The organism is Microbacterium sp. I2, from assembly GCF_051364985.1.
Classification (GTDB): Bacteria; Actinomycetota; Actinomycetes; order Actinomycetales; family Microbacteriaceae; genus Microbacterium.
This window is the reverse complement of the sequence record NZ_JBLWIH010000007.1, coordinates 325,428-343,423: the sequence shown is the minus strand read 5'-3', so window position 1 is coordinate 343,423 and position 17,996 is coordinate 325,428. Positions and strand designations below refer to the sequence as shown.

General features: G+C 70.0%; 21 protein-coding genes. 5 read left to right on the top strand and 16 right to left on the bottom strand.

What is annotated here, in order from left to right; translation table 11 throughout:
* Positions 1-94: 94 nt before the first annotated feature.
* Both ACLKM7_RS06730 and ACLKM7_RS06725 read right to left on the bottom strand, forming a co-directional pair.
* Positions 95-376: a winged helix-turn-helix transcriptional regulator gene (locus ACLKM7_RS06730; RefSeq protein WP_436446372.1), complete on the bottom strand. Its 282-nt coding sequence runs from the start codon at positions 374-376 to the stop codon at positions 95-97.
* Positions 373-777: a VOC family protein gene (locus ACLKM7_RS06725; RefSeq protein WP_436446371.1), complete on the bottom strand. Its 405-nt coding sequence runs from the start codon at positions 775-777 to the stop codon at positions 373-375. The genes ACLKM7_RS06730 and ACLKM7_RS06725 overlap by 4 nt, the downstream gene beginning before the upstream one ends.
* 113 nt (positions 778-890) lie before the next feature.
* On the opposite strand from ACLKM7_RS06725, the gene ACLKM7_RS06720 reads away from it, so the two are divergent.
* Entirely contained in the window at positions 891-1,163 is a 273-nt protein-coding gene (locus ACLKM7_RS06720) for a hypothetical protein (RefSeq protein WP_436446370.1), read from the top strand.
* A 104-nt stretch (positions 1,164-1,267) separates the two neighbouring features.
* Here the strand turns inward: ACLKM7_RS06720 and map are convergent, their stop codons facing one another.
* Positions 1,268-2,029, bottom strand: a complete 762-nt coding sequence (map, locus tag ACLKM7_RS06715; protein WP_436446369.1) for a type I methionyl aminopeptidase — start codon at positions 2,027-2,029, stop codon at positions 1,268-1,270.
* A 48-nt stretch (positions 2,030-2,077) separates the two neighbouring features.
* Between map and ACLKM7_RS06710 the strand changes: the two genes are divergently transcribed.
* Positions 2,078-2,347, top strand: a complete 270-nt coding sequence (locus ACLKM7_RS06710) for a helix-turn-helix domain-containing protein (protein WP_436446473.1) — start codon at positions 2,078-2,080, stop codon at positions 2,345-2,347.
* A 21-nt stretch (positions 2,348-2,368) separates the two neighbouring features.
* Here ACLKM7_RS06710 and ACLKM7_RS06705 read toward each other — a convergent pair whose 3' ends face one another.
* The 10 genes from ACLKM7_RS06705 to ACLKM7_RS06660 all read right to left on the bottom strand — a co-directional run bounded on the left by ACLKM7_RS06705 (position 2,369) and on the right by ACLKM7_RS06660 (position 11,873).
* Complete coding sequence (locus ACLKM7_RS06705; protein WP_436446368.1) at positions 2,369-2,758, bottom strand: MmcQ/YjbR family DNA-binding protein; 390 nt, start codon at positions 2,756-2,758, stop codon at positions 2,369-2,371.
* Between the two features lie 83 nt (positions 2,759-2,841).
* Complete coding sequence (locus tag ACLKM7_RS06700; protein ID WP_436446367.1) at positions 2,842-3,708, bottom strand: GyrI-like domain-containing protein; 867 nt, start codon at positions 3,706-3,708, stop codon at positions 2,842-2,844.
* A gap of 66 nt (positions 3,709-3,774) precedes the next feature.
* Entirely contained in the window at positions 3,775-4,098 is a 324-nt protein-coding gene (locus tag ACLKM7_RS06695) for a hypothetical protein (RefSeq protein ID WP_436446366.1), read from the bottom strand.
* Positions 4,095-5,453 carry a D-alanyl-D-alanine carboxypeptidase family protein gene (locus tag ACLKM7_RS06690; protein WP_436446365.1) on the bottom strand — a complete coding sequence of 453 codons (1,359 nt, stop codon included), beginning with the start codon at positions 5,451-5,453 and terminating at the stop codon, positions 4,095-4,097. The genes ACLKM7_RS06695 and ACLKM7_RS06690 overlap by 4 nt, the downstream gene beginning before the upstream one ends.
* 74 nt (positions 5,454-5,527) lie before the next feature.
* Positions 5,528-5,890, bottom strand: coding sequence for a monovalent cation/H(+) antiporter subunit G (gene mnhG, locus ACLKM7_RS06685; RefSeq protein WP_168913359.1), 363 nt, complete (start codon positions 5,888-5,890; stop codon positions 5,528-5,530).
* Positions 5,887-6,156 carry a monovalent cation/H+ antiporter complex subunit F gene (locus ACLKM7_RS06680; protein ID WP_436446364.1) on the bottom strand — a complete coding sequence of 90 codons (270 nt, stop codon included), beginning with the start codon at positions 6,154-6,156 and terminating at the stop codon, positions 5,887-5,889. Before ACLKM7_RS06680 ends, mnhG begins: the two co-directional genes overlap by 4 nt.
* Entirely contained in the window at positions 6,153-6,758 is a 606-nt protein-coding gene (locus tag ACLKM7_RS06675) for a Na+/H+ antiporter subunit E (RefSeq protein ID WP_436446363.1), read from the bottom strand. The genes ACLKM7_RS06680 and ACLKM7_RS06675 overlap by 4 nt, the downstream gene beginning before the upstream one ends.
* The gene (locus tag ACLKM7_RS06670) at positions 6,755-8,320 is read right to left on the bottom strand and encodes a Na+/H+ antiporter subunit D (RefSeq protein ID WP_436446362.1); all 1,566 of its coding nucleotides are present in this window, start codon (positions 8,318-8,320) and stop codon (positions 6,755-6,757) included. The genes ACLKM7_RS06675 and ACLKM7_RS06670 overlap by 4 nt, the downstream gene beginning before the upstream one ends.
* Entirely contained in the window at positions 8,317-8,877 is a 561-nt protein-coding gene (locus tag ACLKM7_RS06665; protein ID WP_436446361.1) for a Na(+)/H(+) antiporter subunit C, read from the bottom strand. Before ACLKM7_RS06665 ends, ACLKM7_RS06670 begins: the two co-directional genes overlap by 4 nt.
* Complete coding sequence (locus ACLKM7_RS06660; RefSeq protein WP_436446360.1) at positions 8,874-11,873, bottom strand: Na+/H+ antiporter subunit A; 3,000 nt, start codon at positions 11,871-11,873, stop codon at positions 8,874-8,876. The genes ACLKM7_RS06665 and ACLKM7_RS06660 overlap by 4 nt, the downstream gene beginning before the upstream one ends.
* Before the next feature lie 157 nt (positions 11,874-12,030).
* Between ACLKM7_RS06660 and ACLKM7_RS06655 the strand changes: the two genes are divergently transcribed.
* A complete protein-coding gene (locus ACLKM7_RS06655) occupies positions 12,031-13,593 on the top strand; it encodes a hypothetical protein (protein WP_436446359.1) in 1,563 nt (520 codons plus the stop codon).
* A 16-nt stretch (positions 13,594-13,609) separates the two neighbouring features.
* On the opposite strand, the gene ACLKM7_RS06650 is transcribed toward ACLKM7_RS06655, so the two are convergent.
* Positions 13,610-14,182, bottom strand: a complete 573-nt coding sequence (locus ACLKM7_RS06650; protein ID WP_436446358.1) for a dihydrofolate reductase family protein — start codon at positions 14,180-14,182, stop codon at positions 13,610-13,612.
* Positions 14,183-14,281: 99 nt separating this feature from the next.
* Here ACLKM7_RS06650 and ACLKM7_RS06645 point away from each other — a divergent pair, with 99 nt between their 5' ends.
* Complete coding sequence (locus ACLKM7_RS06645) at positions 14,282-14,851, top strand: TetR/AcrR family transcriptional regulator (RefSeq protein WP_436446357.1); 570 nt, start codon at positions 14,282-14,284, stop codon at positions 14,849-14,851.
* Positions 14,852-14,867: 16 nt separating this feature from the next.
* On the opposite strand, the gene ACLKM7_RS06640 is transcribed toward ACLKM7_RS06645, so the two are convergent.
* Positions 14,868-15,917 (bottom strand): LacI family DNA-binding transcriptional regulator, encoded by a 1,050-nt coding sequence (locus tag ACLKM7_RS06640; protein WP_436446356.1) that lies wholly within the window; start codon positions 15,915-15,917, stop codon positions 14,868-14,870.
* A gap of 62 nt (positions 15,918-15,979) precedes the next feature.
* Between ACLKM7_RS06640 and ACLKM7_RS06635 the strand changes: the two genes are divergently transcribed.
* Positions 15,980-17,215, top strand: a complete 1,236-nt coding sequence (locus tag ACLKM7_RS06635) for an MFS transporter (RefSeq protein WP_436446355.1) — start codon at positions 15,980-15,982, stop codon at positions 17,213-17,215.
* A 37-nt stretch (positions 17,216-17,252) separates the two neighbouring features.
* Here the strand turns inward: ACLKM7_RS06635 and ACLKM7_RS06630 are convergent, their stop codons facing one another.
* Positions 17,253-17,993 (bottom strand): EI24 domain-containing protein, encoded by a 741-nt coding sequence (locus ACLKM7_RS06630; protein WP_436446354.1) that lies wholly within the window; start codon positions 17,991-17,993, stop codon positions 17,253-17,255.
* Between the last annotated feature and the right edge of the window lie 3 nt (positions 17,994-17,996).

Below are 17,996 nucleotides of genomic sequence, written 5' to 3'. Positions count from 1 at the left end.
GAACTCGGATGGCTGCGGGCGCCGCGTCAGGGGTGACCACGCCGGCATGATCGGCGGGGGTTCGCCAGACCGCCCGTGGACGGATCGCCGGCATCTATGTTTCGTCGGCGCCCCAGGCGCCGAGTGCGGCGATCGCCTCGCGCAAGGCGAGCCCCCGATCGGTCAGGGCATAGGCGCGGGTGTTGTGCCGGAGTGGGAGACGGGACAGGACACCGGCTGCTTCGAGCTCGCGCAGGCGGATCGCGAGCATGTTCGTCGGCACGCCCAGCTCGCGCTGCAGGTCGCCGTATCGCTGCGGCCCGTCGAGCAGCTGCTCCACGATCAGCAGCGCCCACCGTGCCCCGACGATGTCGAGAGCCGCCGCGAGGTCGCTCACGCGGTCGGATCGGCGTCCGGCTTCATCCAGAACGGCGAGTAGTGGTAGCCGTCGGGATCGTCGAACTGGCGTTGGTACATGAAGGGGTAGTCATCGGTGTCGCCGATTCGTCCGCCGGCGGCGCCGGCACGCTCGACGAGCGCGTCGACCGCCTCGCGGCTGCCGAGGTCGAACGAGACCGTGATCTTCGAGGGCGTCTCAGGTCCGCCGACGACCTCTTCGACGCCGCCGACGCTCGCGTACATCTCACGGCTGCCGAGCATCACGTACTGCTCGGGCGCGATCGCGAAGCACGACACGTTGTGGTCCGACATCTCGGTGTTGAGAGACCAGCCGAGGGCGGTGTAGAAGGCGGTCGCGCGCTCGACGCTCTCGACCGGGCAGGTGAGGAAGATGCTCATGCAGGTCCTACTTGCAAAATACAAGTGCGCCGTCAAGAGTCGTAGACTTCATCGACATTCGGTGGTCTCGATGATGATCGGTGTGGCCCTGATTTCCACTGGCGGGAGTGAACATGAGCGAAGAATGGCGTCGTAAGCACCTCGGTGACGACATAGCGGAGCAGGCTCCCGGCGAGGAGACGCTGCTGGGCGCGGCCGGCGACGAGGTTCCCCCAGGGGGAGTGATCGCTGGCTCGTTCGATCAGGAATTCCCCGGCGCCGACCCGTATGCGGGCATTCCCGCCGACGAGGTCGGCCTCCCGCCGCTGAGCGAGGCCGAGCAGGAGGCCGTGGCCCGCGAGGCGGACCGGCTCGCAGACGACCCGGACGCGCGCGACGGTCTCTGAGACACCCCGGGCGCTGCCCATCCCGGATGGCCACAGTGGCGTGCGTCGCATACGCATGCCGGTTTTCGTCGCGCCGCTTCGTCGTCTGCGGCGTGCTCCGCTGGCTACCCGGTGAGCACCACCGGCCCATCCGCGGTCAGCGCGATCGTGTGCTCGGTGTGGGCGGCGCGACTGCCGTCGGCCGAGCGAACGGTCCAGCCGTCGGCATCCATCCGGATCCGCGGCGTCGTCTTGGCCCACCACGGCTCGAGCGCGAACACGAGTCCCGGCCGCAGGCGGTAGCCGCGGCCCGGGCGGCCGTCGTTGCAGATGAAGAGGTCCTCGTGCATGCTGCGGCCGACGCCGTGGCCGCCGAACTCGTGGTTGACGGGGTAGCCGTACTTCGCCGCCACCGCGCCGATCGCCGCGGAGATGTCGCCCACGCGATTGCCGGGGTGGGCGGCCGCGATGCCCGCCGCCAGCGCTTCCTGAGTGGAACGGATCAGCCTCTCGTCGTCCGGGTCGGGGCGTCCGGCGATCACCGTGACAGCGGCATCCGCGACCCATCCGTCGACCGAGGCGGCAAGGTCGAGGCTCAGCACATCGCCGTCGCGAAGCCGGTAGTCGTGAGGCAGCCCGTGCTGCGCGGCGTCGTTGACCGACAGGCAGATGACGTTGCGGAACGGCCCGTTGCCGAAGGAGGGCGCGTAATCCCAGTAGCACGAGACAGCGCCGCGCTCCGCGATCGCCGCCCGCGCGGCATCCTCGATCTCGAGAAGGTTGACGCCGACGGCCACCATCTTCGACAAGGTGACTAGAGTGTCTCGCACGAAGGCACCTGCCGGGCGCATCTGCTCGATCTCGGCGGAAGTATGGATGAAGATCATGACCGGTATAATAATACCAGTCATGAGCGTGGAGGGAACACCGACATGATGGTTCGCGCACCCCTCACCCCGGAGCAGCTCGCCGCGGGGCGCCGGCTGGGCCAGGCGTTGCGGCTCGCGCGTGGCTCCCGGCCCTTGACGGACGTCGCGGCGCAGGCCGGGATCTCACCCGAGACGCTGCGCAAGATCGAGACCGGCCGGCTGCCGAGCCCGGCGTTCGGCGTGGTCGCCGCCATCGGCGACACGCTGGGGCTGTCGCTCGACGAGCTGGCCGCCGAATGGGCCGGCGCGGCATCACGCGCGGCGCGCAGCGCCTGAGCGCCTGCCCACCGGAGAGCCTCAGCCCTCCCGCTCTTCCCACTCGCGCCGCAGGTACTTCGGCGCTTGCACGCGCCATGCCTCTGTCACCAGTTCGACGAGATGATCGTCGTCGATACCGGCCATCCGGAAGGCGACCTTCGGCTCGCCCCAGCGCGTCGTGGCCCGAAGGAACACCTCCGGCCCCATCTCGCGGAGGGCGCGGGCGTCCACACTGTCGGCGACCTTGACACCGACGACGAGCTCGCGCGCGATGATCTCGCGCATGTCTTCGGGGATGCTGGGCCACGGGTGGCACTCCCACGCGAAGAGCTTGCCGCGCACGAACCACGCGGCGCCGCCCGTCGTCGCCCGCTCCTCGGCGCCGGGCAGACCCGACGCGGCACGCCGCAGGTCGTCAAGGGTGGCCACACCTCGAGGGTATGGTCCACCCCTGACACCCGCCGGCGCGGGACGCCCGCCGGCGCGCCACCCGCTGGGGCGGAGCCTCTGGATCAGGCGCGCTCCACCGGCAGCCACAGCTCGGTGGTCGCCGTGCTGAAGTCGTCGGCGCGGTCGAGGACGGCGACGATCGACGGCCCGGGACGCAGACGCCACGGGTTGGACGGGAACCAGTCCGCCGCGGTGGCCGCCCACGTCGACTGCAGAGCCTCGGGGTACGGGCCTTCGGTGCGGAAGACCGCCCACGCCCCGGCCGGGACGTCGATCCTGTCGAGGTCGTCGGGCACGTCCGTCCCTTCCTGCACGGCGACACCGTGCAGGTAGGTCAGCTCGCTGCCCTCCGTGTAATCCGGGTCGACATCGGCGCTCACCTGGAGCAGCCCCGCAGGCTGCGTGCTGCTCAGCTCTTTGAGGCGAGCGTGGGCGGATGCCGGCAGTCCGGCGATGTGGGCCTGGATCTGCGGATTGACCCCCTCGTGGATGAGCGGCACGCGCGTCGCGTGCCCGACCAGCGCGAAGGCCGGTCGTTCGGCGATTCGAGTGTCCATGGTGGTGATCCCTTCGACGGTCAGGCGGAACCTGAGTTGCGGTTGTGTGCGAAGGGGGCCGCCGTGTCGGCGAACGTCGCCGGGACTCACGCCGTGCACGGCTCGGAATGCCCGGTTGAATGCCTCGTTGGAGCCGTAGCCGTAGCGGACGGCGATGCCCAGCAGATCTTCGTCGCCGAGCACGTCTGCCGCCGCGACGGCCATGCGGCGTCGCCGCACGTACTCAGACAGCGGCATACCGGCCAGCGACGAGAACATCCGCCGCAGGTGGTACTCCGTGGTCCCGAGACCGCTCGCGATACCGGCCATGTCGATCTCATCGGTGAGCTGACGCTCGATGATCTCGACGAGCCGGTTGAGAGCTGCGATCACGGTTTCCCCTTTCTGCATCAAGCGTCGTCGTCGACCCGATCGCGCACCCGACAATCCCGGTCCGATTCAGTCGCCCCGCGCCGGTGAGGATTCGCGCAGTCGGATCCGCCCGCGCAGGAACGGCAGAGCCGGCGCCCGGTACACCAGAGCCGGCGCGTGTTCGGGCTCGAGCGCGAACTCGGCCTGACCGAAGCGCCACATGCGGTTGAAGAGGAAGACGCCGAGCACGACCGTCGCGTCGGCCGGGACCTGCCATGTTCCGAGCCCCCATTGCACGGGCTGACCGCGCCCGCCGATCACGAGCGTCGGCTTGACTCCGCCGTACAGGGCGAACCACGGCTTGTGCATCGTCAGGTCGATGCGGCGGGTGGTCGTCTCGCGGGCATTCATTCGGGTGCTCCCAGCTCGGCGGGGTGTGTCAGTCGCCACCATCGTGTCGGTGGTTCGATGCTGCCCTCGATCTCGAGATCGGATGCCGCAGCATCCGGTCCCGCGGACCAGGTGAGGCTTCCGGCCACCTGGCCGTCTTCGTAGGCGGCCGGCGTCGTGGTGTCCATGTTCACCGTGATCGGAGTGTCGGACCATGTGAAGACCGACGCGCGATCGCTCACGACCAGACGCGCACTGGACCCCCACGGAGTGGAGTACGTCCCGACGACCTGCCCCGCCTCTGCGAGCGGAACGGTGCGGAATCCCTGACGGATGCTGCTGAGCAGCGCCGCGACGCTGCTGTTGACCGACTGGCGCGACGAGCCGCCGAGCATCACGCCGGTCACGCTGAGCGACCCCGCGGCACCCACCGGGAGCGTCGCGGTGTACAGCAGGCTGTACGTGCCCTCGCCGAGGTTGCCGGTCTTCAGCCCGGTGACGCCCTCGATGCCGAGGAGGTTGTTCGTGTTCGGCAGCACACCGAGCCCGGGCACCGAGACGGACGGCGACCCGAGGATCTGCACGAGGACCGGGTTCGCCGCCGCGAGCTTGGCGATCGCGAGGAGGTCGCCGAGCGTGCTGGTGTTGCGGGCGTTGATGCCGGTGGGCTCGACGATCGTGGTGTTCGTGAGGCCGTGGGCGGCAAGCCACGCGCGCGCGGCGCTGAGGAACGCGCCCTGCGAGCCGAACGCCCAGGTCGCCACGGCCTCTGCGTAGTTGCTGGCGGAGGGCACCAGCATCGTCGCGAGCGCGTCGTACTGCGACATCGAGCTTCCGGTGGGCATCGCGGCGATCGTCGCACCCAGCACGTAGTACTCGTCGTAGAGGTCGTGGTCGGCTTTGTCGAAGGTGATCGTGGGTCCGGCCTCACCCGGTGCGAGAGGTTCGGCGTCGAGCACGACCAGCGCGGTGATCAGCTTGCTGATGCTGGCGATCGGACGAGTCTCGTCCGTGCCGCTGGTCATCCACACGTCGCTCGCGCCGGCACCGAGATACTCGTCCGCTCCGGCCACGCTGACGGCCGAGATGCCTTCGACCGGGACGGCGATGGTGGCCGCGAAGGGAATGGGCGCCGCGGGCGTCTGCGACGACAGCACCGGTGCGCTCAGTGGCGCCGACAGCGCCCAGCCGACGTAGCCGCCGGACGCGGCGAGCGTGAGGGCCAGCACGATCGCCGTGATGAGCAGGCCACGCCGGCGCCGGCGCCGGCGGCGATCCCGATCGACCGGCTCGCGGCCCACGGGGAACTCCTCCTCGTGCCGCAGGAGCTCCGCGAATTCGGACAGCTCATCCGGCGTCTGGTGATGCGTCGTCATGGCGGCCCCGTCGCTGATGTGGATCCATCATGCATCACCGCGACTCTCCGTGCCTCACAGCCGGAACGGCGGGATCAGCCGCCCGCGGCGGGCGGCGTGCGCTTCGATTCGGCGAGCTCGTCGACGTACAGCCCGTTCTCGTCGATCGTGCCGTTGCGGTACGCCTGCCGCCCGACCATGTGCGCCGACAGCGGCGCGGTCGCGAGCTGGATCAGCACCACCGGGAGGAGGAATGCGACGACGGGCCACGACCGCAGTGACAGCGCGATCGCAAGGCAGATGAGGATGAGTCCCAGCACCTGCGGCTTGGTGGCGGCGTGCAGGCGGGTCGGCACATCGCGGAAGCGCAACAGGCCGATCGCCGCTGTGAGACACAGCAGCGCACCGATCAGGATCAGGATGAGCGCGGCAAGATCGAGGCCTTGTTCGAGAGTCATCGGTCCACGTTGTCCCTTCTCGCCACGAACCGCGCGATCGAGATCGAGCCGAACACGCCCACGGCCGCGATGATCAGCAGGACCGGGAGCGTCTTGGTGTGCTGGTTGATCGCCATCTCGGCGCCCAGCACGCACATCACCTCGGTGAGAAGGACGTCGGATGCCACGGCCCTGTCGAGGATCGACGGTCCGATGACGATGCGCCACAGCGTGAGCAGCGCCGCGATGGCGAAGACCACGTAGATCACGAGCAGCATCACGTTCACGCCGCACCCCCTCGGCCCACGCGGTCGCGGCGGGCGGCGGCATCCGTCTTCATCGCCTGCAGCTGCGCCGGCGAGCCCACGGCCCGCACGATGCGCGCCTCCCAGTGCCGCACGCTCGCCCGCTGGTACTCGAGGTCGGCGTCATCGCGCACGCCGATGACGTGCAGGTAGAGCACGCGACGGTCACGGTCGGCCTCGACGAGGAGCGAGCCGGGAATGAGGGATGCCGTCACGGCGGTGTGCGTCATGATCAGGTCGTCGTCGGTCACGAGCGGCACCGCGATGATCGCGGCACCCGGCTGGCGGCGCGGGTCGAGCACCTGCCACGCCACGGTGAGAGATCCGCGCACCAGCGCGACCAGGAACTCGACCACGAACAGCATGCCCCACCACGGGTTCACCCGGCCCGACAGCTCGACCGGAGGCAGGCGGAAGATCCGGGTCACGAAGATCGCGGCCACCAGGCCGGTGAGAAAGGCGAGCCATGTGAACTGGCCCCACAGCAGCATCCACAAGGCGATCAGCCACAGGAAGAACGGCAGCTGACGCCACAGGGCGACGAGCGCACGGCGGGCGCGCGAGGCGGACACGTCGGTCGTCATTGCACGTCCTCCTCGAGCTGGGTCAGCGTCACCGGCTGCAGCAGCGCTTCGCCGATTCGCGTGCAGATGTCGTACAGCGGGCCCGCGAAGATCGTCAGGGCCAGAGTGATCGCGACCATGCCCGTGGTGGAGGCCGTCATGATCTTCGGGATCACGCGGCGCTCGGTCTGGACACGGGCGGCCGGGGCATCGCCGAGGTATTCGATGCGGGCCTCGGTCTCGGCCGAGTCGTCCTCTTCGCGCCAGAACGACAGGTTCCACGCCCGCATCAGGGCGTACAACGTCAGCAGGCTCGTCACGATGCCGGCGACCATCAGGACGATCATGATCGGGGTACCCACCGTCGCGGCCGCGTCGAAGAGCGCGAATTTGCCGATGAATCCCGAGAACGGCGGCAGCCCCCCGAGGTTGATGGCCGGGATGAAGTACAGCACGGCGATCACCGGCGCCGCTTTCATCAGGCCTTTCACCCGCAAGATCGAGGTGCTGCCCGCGCGGCGCTCGACGAGGCCGACTGCCAGGAAGAGCGTCGTCTGCACCACGATGTGGTGGACCATGTAATAGATCGTCGCGCCGATCGCCGCCGGCGTCGCGATCGCGAGCCCGAAGATCATGTAGCCGATGTGGCTGACGAGCGTGAACGACAGGATGCGCTTGAGTTCGGCCTGCGCGACGGCGCCGAGCACCCCGACGATCATGGTCGCCAGCGCCACCCACAGCAGCAGCTGATTGACGTCGTTGTCGAGGAACAGCTGCGTCTCGGTGCGGATGATCGCGTACACGCCGACCTTGGTCAGCAGTCCCGCGAACACCGCCGTCACCGGCGCCGGTGCGGTCGGGTAGGAGTCGGGTAGCCAGAACGACAGCGGGAAGACGGCGGCCTTGATGCTGAAGGCCAGCAGCAGCATGAGGTGGAGCACCAGCTGCGTCTCTTGCGGCAGCTCCCCCATGCGCTCGGCGATCTGCACCATGTTGACGGTGCCCAGCGCCCCGTAGATCATCGCGATCGCCGCGAGGAACAGGATCGACGAGACGAGCGACACCACGATGTAGACGACGCCGGTGCGGATGCGCGACTCGGTCGAGCCGAGTGTGATCAGCACGTACGAGGCCACGAGCAGGATCTCGAAGCCGACGTAGAGGTTGAACAGGTCGCCCGCGATGAAGGCGTTGAAGATGCCGGCGCCGAGGATCAGGTACGACGGGTGGAAGATCGAGACCGGAGTCTCGTCGTCACCGTCGGCGGCGCCCTGGCCGACCGAGAACAGCAGGACCGCGAGCAGCACGATGCTCGAGACGACCACGAGCAGGGCCGCGAGCCGGTCGACGTAGAGAACGATGCCGAACGGGATGGGCCATCCGCCCACCGATACCGCGATCGGCGCGTCGCCGGCGTCCACGACGTACAGCAGCACGGCGGCGATCGCGCAGACCAGCGTGAGAGTGATGACCGAAACCACGACCTGCGTGCGCCGGTGACGGCCCGCGATCAACGCGATCGCCGCGCCGAGGAGGGGCAGAGTCACCAGGAGCGGGACCAGAGCGGGAGCGAACTCGATCACGAGTCCTCACCTCCGCTCCGTCCATCGGTGTCGCGGGGCGGCGCCGCGCGGTCGACCGGCGCGTCGTCTCGGAGGCCGGCGAAGTCGCGGCTTCCGACGATGCGGATCGGCGCGGTGTCCGTGCCGACGAAGTCGGTGGTGGCGTCGTCGTCGGTGTCTTCGATCTCGGTCTCGTCGTCCATGGCCTCGTCGACGTCGGCGGTGCCCTCGCGCACGGCACGGTCGGCCTCGTCGTCCACGACGGTGTCGGCCTGGCCGAGCTGCCACGAGCGGTAGATGAGCGCCAGCAGGAAGGCCGAGACGGCGAACGTGATGACGATGGCAGTGAGCGTGAGGGCCTGCGGCAGCGGATCGGACATCTCGTCAGGAGTGGCCTCGGTGCCGAAGAACGGCGCCACCCCGGGCTGACCCATCACGATCAGCAGCAGCAGGTTCGTCGCGTTGCCCAGCAGCAGGAAGCCGATCAGCACCCGGGTGAGGCTGCGCTCGAGCATCGCGTACACGCCGCACGCGAAGAGCACCGCCATGACGACGATGAGCACCAGCGAGACGTTCACGAGACACCCACCTCGCCCGGTCGCCCCTCGCGTGCTTCTTGCGCCTGACGGTCGACCTCGGCGCCGAGGCTGCGCAGCACGTCGAGCACCAGGCCGATCACGACGAGGTACACGCCGACGTCGAAGAACGTCGACGTGACGAACTCGACATGGCCCAGTACGGGCAGCTCGGCTTCGAAGAACGTGCTGGTCAGCGGCGGCGCGCCGAAGAAGAGCGGCACGATCGCGCACGCGATGGCGATCGTCATGCCCGCGCCCAGCAGGCGCCCGGCGTCGGTGGGTGCGGCGGCGCCCAGCTCGAACCGCCCGCCGGCGACGTAGCGCATGACCAGGGCCATGCCCGCGACGAGGCCGCCCGCGAACCCGCCGCCGGGAAGGTTGTGGCCGGCGAACAGCAGATACAGCGACACGATGATGATCGTGTGGAAGAGGATCCGCACGATCACCTCGAGGACGATCGAGCGGTTCTCGGGCCGCACGCGCTGCCCGCCCACGAGCCAGGCAGTGCGCCCACTGCCGCGCTCGTCCGCCCGCTGCTGCAACCCGTCCGAGGTCTCGACGAGCGGCCGGCGGCTGCGGGTCGCTCCCGACGGGAGCGGAGAGAACCGCGAGAGCGTGTCGGCGCGATGGGTGACGAATACGAGGGATGCCACACCGGTGGCCGCGAGGATCAGCACGGACAGCTCGCCCATGGTGTCCCAGCCGCGCAGGTCGACCAGGGCCACGTTGACGACGTTCTTGCCGTGCCCGATCTCGTAGGCCAGCCGCGGGAAGGCGTCCGAGATCGGCTCCTCGACGCGCGCCGAGGTCGCCACCAGCGCCACGAGGGCCATCGTGACGCCGACGGCCGCACCGAGCACACCCCGCGCCACGGGCCATACCGACGCGTTGTGCTCGCCCAGCCGTGACGGGATGCGACGCAGCACGAGCGCGAAGGCGACCAGGGTCACCGTTTCGACGAGGATCTGGGTGACGGCCAGGTCGGGCGCCCCGCTCGTGGCGAACAGCAGCACCATGCCGAGGCCGGTCACCGAGACCAGGACCACTCCGGTGTATCGCTTGCGGGCGCGGATCGCGACGAGCCCGGCTGCGATCATGATGGGCGCGACCACGAGCTGCATCGGCGTCTGGAACGCGTCGAGCTGTGCGCGAAGCTCCTGGCTTGCGAGCAGCGCCGTGGCCTCGGCCGCCACGAAGACGACGAAGATCGTGCCGACATACACCGGTAGCGAGCCGCGTTGCGTGAAGCTCGTCGTCACGACCGAGAGACGTGCGACACCGCGCAGGGCGGCGTTGTAGACGTCGGCCGCGGTGAAGGGCAGCAGTCGCTTCGCCGGGCGCCACGCACGGCTCACCCAGAACACGACAGCCCCGACCGCGATCGTCGCAAGCGAGATCCACAGTGCCGGCTCGAGCCCGTGCCACAGTGCGAGGTGGGCGGGATGCTCCGGCGCGGCCACGCCGGGAGTGGACGGCGGCGCCTGCTCGGCGTACGGTGCGAAGACCTTGTCGAGCCACGGCGCGAAGACCCCGGCGACGACGGTGAGCCCCGAGAGCACCACGGGCGCGGCGAGGAATCCGATCGGCGGATCCGGCCATTCTGTTTCGGGCATACGGTCGCCCGTGGGTGGGCCCACGCGCCCGGAGGCTCCGCGCAACGCGCCAGCGGTGCGTGGAGTGGGCGTGGGGATTCTCTTCGTCCAGAAGGCGCCCCAGATGAACCGGATGCCGTAGGCCGCGGTCAGCACCGAGCCCAGGGCGATCCCGACCAGGGCGACGATCCCCCACACCGCGCCGCCCTCGGCTTCGTGAAGCAGCGCCGTCAGCACGCCCTCCTTGGCGACGAAGCCGACCGTGGGGATGATGCCGACCATCGAGGCGACGGCGATGATCGAGAACGTCGCCATGACCGGTGCCTGTCGGCCGACGCCGGACAGTTCGGTGAGGTCACGCGTGGAGAGCTGACGGTCGATGACGCCGACGATGAGGAACAGCGCCGACTTGAACAGCGCGTGACTGAGCAGCAGCGCGAGGCCGGCGAGTGCGACATCGGCCGTGCCATACCCGAGCACGACGGTCAGCATCCCGAGCTGGCTGACCGTGCCGAACGCGAGCACGCGCTTGAGGTCGGTCTCGCGCAGCGCCTGGAATCCGCCCAGCAGCATGGTGAAGACGCCGAGCCCCACCACGATCGGGCGCCACGTCGGGGCGATCGCGAAGATCGGCGCGAGACGTGCGATGAGGTAGATGCCGGCCTTCACCATCGCCGCCGCGTGCAGGTACGCGCTGACCGGCGTGGGCGCTGCCATCGCGCCGGGAAGCCAGAAGTGGAACGGGAAGATCGCCGACTTGCTGAGCGCGCCGACGAGGATCAGCACGAGGGCGGCGTCGACGATCGGTCCGGTCGGCGCCTCGGCCAGGATCGTCGAGATGCTCGACGTGCCGGCGTCGACGACGAGGAGCACGACGCCGATCAGCATCACGAGCCCGCCGAGGGTCGTCACCAGCAGGGCCTGCAGGGCGGCGCGCCGGCTGGCCGCGCGCTTGTTGTAGTACCCGATGAGCAGGTACGAAAGGACGCTCGTGACTTCCCAGAACATCACGAGCACGACGAGGTCGTCGGTGAGCACGAGCCCGTACATCGCGCCGGCGAAGGCGAGGAGCACCGCGGCGAACTGGCCCAGGTTCTCGGTCTTGCCGCGGAAGTACCACCGGCAGTAGATCATCACGAGCGCCCCGACGCCGGTGACCACCAGCGTCATGAGCCACGACAGCGTGTCCATCCGCATCGAGAGGTCGATCCCCAGCGGTGGGATCCAGGCGTATGACTCGAACGGAATGTCTCCCGCCATCACGCGCGGCGTGAACACGACGGCTTGGACGAACGCCGCGAGCGGCAGGATCGCGGCGACGTAGAACGCCCGGGCCCCGATGTGCGCGACGAGCCACGGCAACAGGAGGGGAACGACCGCGAACGCGCCGAGAACGAGGAGCATCCGGGCCTCCTCGTGGTCGTCGGCCGGGGGCTTCACGCGCGCGGCTCGGGCGATCGGGGTGTCGAACCCAGTCTACCCGCGCATGCCCCTGCCCCCGGCGGCGTGGCAGAGTGAGGCGGTGGGCGTTCGACGGGCTCGGGACCGGGAAGACGACGCGATGCCCCGATGGGCGCGCGAATCGGCGGCCCTGGCCGCGGCGGTCGCGATCTCGATCGGAGTCGTTGCAGCAGTGGCGGCATCCGCTCGCTCGGAGTTGATGTTCCGCGACGGCGACTCGCTCGTGACGACGCTGGTCGTGCGATCGATCGCCACCGGGCAGGCGCAGGACTGGGCCATGTCGACGGTCCTCTTCCTGCCGGAGACTGCGATGCTCGGGCTGCTGACGCTCCTGGGCCTGGGCGTCAACGGCACGCTCGCCCTCGCCGGCGTCGTCAATCTCGTCGCCTTCTACGGCGCCCTCCGCGTCGCGGCGGGCGCTGCGCGGCGTGTGCGTGCCCCCGTCGCCGGCGCGCTCCTGGCCTTCGCGGCGTTCGGGCTGCTCGCGATCAGCGACACGTCACCGTCGCGCAATGCGCTGGAGCTCGCATCCCTGCTGACGCTCACGACGTACTACAGCGCCACGGTGATCGGTGTCGTCCTGGCCGTCGGTATGGCGCGCAGAGCGCTGGACAGGCATCCCGACGGCCCCGGCACGGGGCCCTGGGCGCCTGTGGCCGTGCTCGGCGTTGTGGCAGCGGCATCCGTCGTCACGAATCCGCTGTTCGCTGCGTGGGCGACCGTCCCCCTCGGCCTCGTGCTCGCGGTGGCGTGGGCGCTCACGCGCAGCCGGACGGCGCTGTGGCTGGCCGGCGCGCTCATCGCAGGCACGGCCGTCGGCTTCGTGGGACGGATGCCGCTGGCCCCGGTCATCGCGAACACCGGAGCGGGCTACGCCGATCCGTCGCGGTGGGCCGAGTCGCTCGGCTACTACGCCGCCCTGCTCGCCGAGCGGTGGAGCGCCCCGTGGGGAGCGGCATCCGTCGTCGTCCTCCTCGCGCTGTGGGCCTGGTGCCTCGCCGCGACGGTGGTGCTCGCCCGCCGAGGTGACACGGGCGCCGCGGTCGTGGCGGCCTGCGGGTGGGTGATGCCGCTGCTCGTCGTGGTCGGCGCGATCGTGCTCGGCACGAACGCCGCGCGATACCTGCAGCCCGCGGCCTTCGCGCCGCTGCTCGGACTCGTGGTGGTGCTGCCGGAGTTGCTGCCGGTCCGCGCGAGAGCGGCTGCGAACCCGATCCCGAGCCGTCGCCCTTCCCTCGCGCTCGGCCTCGCCGGCGCGGGTGCCGTCGTGCTGGTGATCGTCGCCGGTGCGGTGGGCGTTCCCCGGATCGCGGCTGCGGCGAGCGCGCCCGACGCCGACCTCGAGTGCGTGGTCGCGTGGGTCGAGCAGTCCGGACGCACGGGCGCCGGCCAGTTCTGGACGGTGCGGCTGCCCAAGGCGCACCTCGCCGACCAGCGCGCGCTCGTTCAGGTCGACCACCAGCTGCGCGGCTATGCATGGCTGGTCAACCGCGACGACTTCTCGATCGGGGAGGTGGCGTTCCTCGTGCTGGACGATCAGTCGCCCGCGTTCGACCTGCCCGGTGGCACGTCCGTCGAGGAGGCCCGGCACGTCTCGTGCGGCCGGTACACGATCGCCGACTTCGGCGACGCCGGCCTGCCCCTGGGCCCGCAGCGTTCCTGACCCAGGGGCACGGGCCCTATCGGCGGTGGTACCGCAGCACCGCACACCCGTTGCTGAAGGTCAGCGCTTCTTCGAGAGCGAACTGCACCGGGGCGAAGTCCGCGGCGAACGCGGGCAGCCCGCTGCCCGCGACGACCGGGTACTTCTTCACGATGAGGCGGTCGATGTCGGGCAGGAGCTCGCCTGCCAGCCGTCCCCCGCCGGCGAGATAGATCCCCAGTCCGTCCTCGGCCTTCAGCTCGCGGATCCGGCCGCGCGGGTCTTGGCGCACGAGTTCCACCGCCGGGTCGGGCGAGACGTCCATGGATCGGCTGATCACGATCTGTCGCAGGTGCGCATAGGGGCTCGTGATGCCGGCCTCGAGTGCGGGGTCGTACGTCCGACGGCCCATGACGACCGTGTCGAACCCGCGGTTCGGCACGTCGTCGAGGCCGATCGCCCGGCGCACGTGCGTCGGCAGCACCTCGGGATACGCGTCGTTCATATGGGCGCTGTGGTCATCCGCGAGCGGGTAGAAGTCGACCTCGTCGTGCGGCCCCGCGATGAATCCGTCGAGGGTCATGCCGATGTAGTACGTCAGTTCACGCATGGTGGCTCCTTCCTGGCGACCCGGTCGGTCGCACTCCGAGAGAGTAACCACTACATGTGGAGTACTGCAAGTGCAGTGGTTGTGTGCGACACTGGGGGAATGGTCGCCAATCCGCAACGCCGCCGCCGACTGCTCGACGCAGGCATCGACGTCCTCGCGGGGCAGGGCGCCCGAGGCCTGACCTTCCGCGCCGTCGACGACGCTGCCGGCGTCCCGCAGGGGACGACCTCGAACTACTTCGCCACTCGCGAAGAGCTGCTGCGCGAGCTCGGGCGCTACGTCTTCGAGCGCCTGACTCCCGATCCCGCCCCCGAGACCGAGGCTCCGACCCGAGCCCGGGAAGTGCAGCTCATGAAGGAGCTGCTCGGACGCGCGCGCGACGACCGTGCCGGCTTCCTGGCGCTCTACGAGCTCCGGCTCGAGGCGGTGCGGCGCCCCGAGCTCGCCGACGCCATCGCGGACCGATACGCCGCGAACCTCGAGGCCATCTCTGCCGGACACGTCGAAGGCGGGTTCCCGGGGGATCGGCGCACCGCGCTGCTGCTGTATCTCGGTATGAGCGGCCTGATCCTCGAGTACCTCACCCTGCCGGGGCTGCTGCCCGGCGACGCGAAGAGCATCGACGCACTGGTCGAGGACCTCGTCACGGCGATCGTGCCGCCGGAGTAGATCTCGCGCATCCCGCTCAGCGGGGCCGGGCGGGGCCTGTGGTGTTGCCCTCGTGGAAGCTGCACGTGAAGCTGATCGACGCGGCGACACCACCGTCGATCATGGCGGCGACTGCGGCACCCGCGGCGCGACCCTTCTCGGTGGCCGGCTGCACCAGCGTGGTCAGCTCGTACGGAGCCAGACCGTCGACGACGATCCCGTCGAACCCGGTGACGCTGACGTCTTCGGGCACGCGGAGTCCGGCCTCCTCGGCGGCGCGGATCACGCCCGCAGCCAGCAGATCGGACTGAGCGATCACGGCCGTCGGCCGACGCGCCGGGTCGGCGAAGAGCTCACGCCCGGCCAAGAGGCCCTCGTCGATGAAGCTCCCCGCCGCGGCGTAGGCAGGGGCATCCGGGAACACGTCCAGAGCCCCCGCGAGGCGCTCTCGCGTGACGTCGACCGTGATGGCCGTGCCGTCGCCGAGCCAGCCCCGTTCCCACCCCGCCCGGGCGGGGAGCGCGACGATGGCGACGTCGCGATGGCCGAGCGTGCGCAGGTGGCTGGCCGCCTGCCGCTGGGCCTCGCGGTTGTCGAGCCCGATCCGCGGGACGTCGTCGCCGGCATCCCCTTCGATGACGACGACCGGGATGCCGCGTGCCCGCACCGCGTCGAGGGATTCGCGCAGCAGGCCGCTGCAGCCGATGAGCACGGCGGCGTCGAGAGGTGCGGTGGTCAGGGAGGGCCCCGAGCCGGTCGGCTCCTGGTCGCGCAGCAGCAGCAGGCCCGCGCCGAGAGGGGCGACCGCGTCGGCGAGGCCGTCCATCATGAGGGTCTTGACCGGATCGAGGAACGCCGTGCGCAGGTGCTCCTCGAACACGACGCCGACGATGCCCGAGCGTCCGCGACGCAGCGAGGCCGCGCGCGGGTCGGGTCCGGTGTAGCCGAGCGCGGCGGCCGCGTCGAGCACACGGCGACGGGTCGCATCCGACACGGGCGTCTTGCCGCTGAACACCACGGAGGCCGTCGACGGCGAGACCCCTGCCTCGCGGGCGACATCCGAGATCGTGGCGCGGCGCGTGCTCATGACGAATCGATCGTAACCCGTGCAGGACGCCCGGTGTCGAATCGATTCGGTACGCTGTCCGGATGGAACTCGTCCTGACCCGCTCGCAGTACGTCCGCTGGCGCACCGCCGTCTTCGCCATCTTCCTGGCGAGCGGCCTGAGCATCGCCACGTGGGCCTCGCGGGTTCCCGCCATCAAGATCACGCTCGACGTCGACAACATCCAGATCGGGCTCATGCTGCTCGGCGCCGGAATCGCCTCGATCGTCGGTCTGTCGCTGTCGAATATCGTGCTCGCCCGCTTCGGTGCGCGAAGAGGGATGCTCGTGGCCATGCTGGTCTTCGCGGCCGGCGTCGCCCTCATCGGCGTCGGCACCGACGTGCTGCACTCTTTCGTCGTGGTGATCGCCGGACTCGTGCTGTTCGGACTCGGCAACGGTGCGGTCGACGTCATGATGAACGTCGAAGGCGCGGCGATCGAGAAGCAGTCGAGCAAGACGATCCTGCCGCTGTTCCACGGGTTCTTCAGCTTCGGCACGGTGATCGGCGCCGGCATCGGGGCCGCAGCCGCCGGCTGGCACATCAACGTGCTGGTGCACACCGCCGTGATGGCCGTCGTCATCGTCGGGATCGCGTTCGCGACGTACGCCAACGTGCCCGCGCGCGAGATCACCGGAGACACGGATGCTGCGGCCGACAAGCCGCACTGGCGAGAGCGTCTTCACACCTCGCTGTCTGCCTGGCGTGAACCGCGCACGTATGCGCTGGGCATCATCATGCTCGGCATGGCCTTCGCCGAGGGCGGTGCGAACGACTGGCTGGCGCTGGGCATGGTCGAGGGGCACGGCGCGACGCCTGCCATCGGTGCGCTCGGGCTCACGGTCTTCTCGGTCTCGATGACGGTGGTGCGGGTCTTCGGAGGGCCGCTCGTCGACCGCTTCGGTCGCGTCAATACGCTGCGCGTGCTGTCGGTGCTCGCCGCGGGCGGGCTGCTCCTGTTCATCCTCGCGCCGAGCATCCCTCTCGTGTTCGTCGGCGCGGCGCTGTGGGGCGCGGGCGTGTCGCTCGGGTTCCCGCTCGGCATGTCGGCCGCCGCCGACGACCCGGCAAAGGCCGCCGCGCGCGTCAGCGCGGCCGCGACCATCGGGTACATCTCGTTCCTGTGCGGCCCGCCTGTCCTCGGGTTCATCAGCGAGCAGATCGGGCTGCTGAACACGCTGTACATCCTGGTCGCGCTGGCCGTGGCATCCGGTCTCGCCTCTCCGGCGGCCAAGCCGATCGCCGGCTCGACGGTGGGGGCTGGGCACAGCCAGCACTGATCCCGCGCGATCTCGCCACCGCGCTCGTTGCTTGCGCCTACTCGATCGGCGGGGAGGGTTCCAGGGCGGAACGGGACAGCAGTGTGGCTCCGGCCACGGCGGCGGGCATCGTGACCACAGCACCCAGCGGCACGAGGAAGCAGAGCTGCGTCGCGACGCCGAACCCCAGCATCCGTCCCCGATGCCGGCGCATCAGCGCCCGCCGCGTGGCGCGCGTCATGCCTCGCGCGGTGAGCGCCCGTGCGGTGAGCTCGTCCGCGATCAGCCAGCCGGTGAACAGCACGCCGCACACCGCGCCGAGCACACCGCCGACGACGGGGATGAGGCCGAGGAGCGCCGCGAGCAGTGCGACGGCGACACCGCGACCGATGAGTGAGATGGTGTCGCCGACGGAGCGCCAGAAGCCGTAGTCCGCGTCGAGATCGGCCCCGCCGAGGTCGGCCTCGACGGCCTTCCAGATGCGCTCGTAGAACGGCTCGCCGATGAGGAGGGTGAGCGCCGTGAACGAGATCGCGACGAGGACCAGCGCCGAGCCGAACAGGGCCGTTCCGACGGCGATGCGGATGACGGTGGCCCACAGCCCCGGCCACGAGTCGGCGAAGGGCGTGGCCGCCTCGGTGATTCCGGGCAGGAAGATCCCCAGGGCGATCAGCCCCGACAACAGCAGCGCGGCGACGATCGCGGCGGGAAGCATTCCCAGAGCCATGACGCCCGGCCGCTGCCGCCAGTAGCCGAACCCGCGAGCCAGCAGACCCACGCCCCGGGCGAACTCACGCATGCC

What these genes read in the sequence shown, in the direction of transcription:
- ACLKM7_RS06725 (WP_436446371.1), bottom strand. Translation starts at nt 777, where the DNA reads ATGAGCATCTTCCTCACCTGCCCGGTCGAGAGCGTCGAGCGCGCGACC.
- ACLKM7_RS06720 (WP_436446370.1), top strand. Translation starts at nt 891, where the DNA reads ATGAGCGAAGAATGGCGTCGTAAGCACCTCGGTGACGACATAGCGGAG.
- map (WP_436446369.1), bottom strand. Translation starts at nt 2,029, where the DNA reads ATGATCTTCATCCATACTTCCGCCGAGATCGAGCAGATGCGCCCGGCA.
- ACLKM7_RS06710 (WP_436446473.1), top strand. Translation starts at nt 2,078, where the DNA reads ATGGTTCGCGCACCCCTCACCCCGGAGCAGCTCGCCGCGGGGCGCCGG.
- ACLKM7_RS06695 (WP_436446366.1), bottom strand. Translation starts at nt 4,098, where the DNA reads ATGAATGCCCGCGAGACGACCACCCGCCGCATCGACCTGACGATGCAC.
- ACLKM7_RS06690 (WP_436446365.1), bottom strand. Translation starts at nt 5,453, where the DNA reads ATGACGACGCATCACCAGACGCCGGATGAGCTGTCCGAATTCGCGGAG.
- mnhG (WP_168913359.1), bottom strand. Translation starts at nt 5,890, where the DNA reads ATGACTCTCGAACAAGGCCTCGATCTTGCCGCGCTCATCCTGATCCTG.
- ACLKM7_RS06675 (WP_436446363.1), bottom strand. Translation starts at nt 6,758, where the DNA reads ATGACGACCGACGTGTCCGCCTCGCGCGCCCGCCGTGCGCTCGTCGCC.
- ACLKM7_RS06660 (WP_436446360.1), bottom strand. Translation starts at nt 11,873, where the DNA reads ATGCTCCTCGTTCTCGGCGCGTTCGCGGTCGTTCCCCTCCTGTTGCCG.
- ACLKM7_RS06655 (WP_436446359.1), top strand. Translation starts at nt 12,031, where the DNA reads ATGCCCCGATGGGCGCGCGAATCGGCGGCCCTGGCCGCGGCGGTCGCG.
- ACLKM7_RS06650 (WP_436446358.1), bottom strand. Translation starts at nt 14,182, where the DNA reads ATGCGTGAACTGACGTACTACATCGGCATGACCCTCGACGGATTCATC.
- ACLKM7_RS06645 (WP_436446357.1), top strand. Translation starts at nt 14,282, where the DNA reads ATGGTCGCCAATCCGCAACGCCGCCGCCGACTGCTCGACGCAGGCATC.
- ACLKM7_RS06640 (WP_436446356.1), bottom strand. Translation starts at nt 15,917, where the DNA reads ATGAGCACGCGCCGCGCCACGATCTCGGATGTCGCCCGCGAGGCAGGG.
- ACLKM7_RS06635 (WP_436446355.1), top strand. Translation starts at nt 15,980, where the DNA reads ATGGAACTCGTCCTGACCCGCTCGCAGTACGTCCGCTGGCGCACCGCC.
- ACLKM7_RS06630 (WP_436446354.1), bottom strand. Translation starts at nt 17,993, where the DNA reads ATGCGTGAGTTCGCCCGGGGCGTGGGTCTGCTGGCTCGCGGGTTCGGC.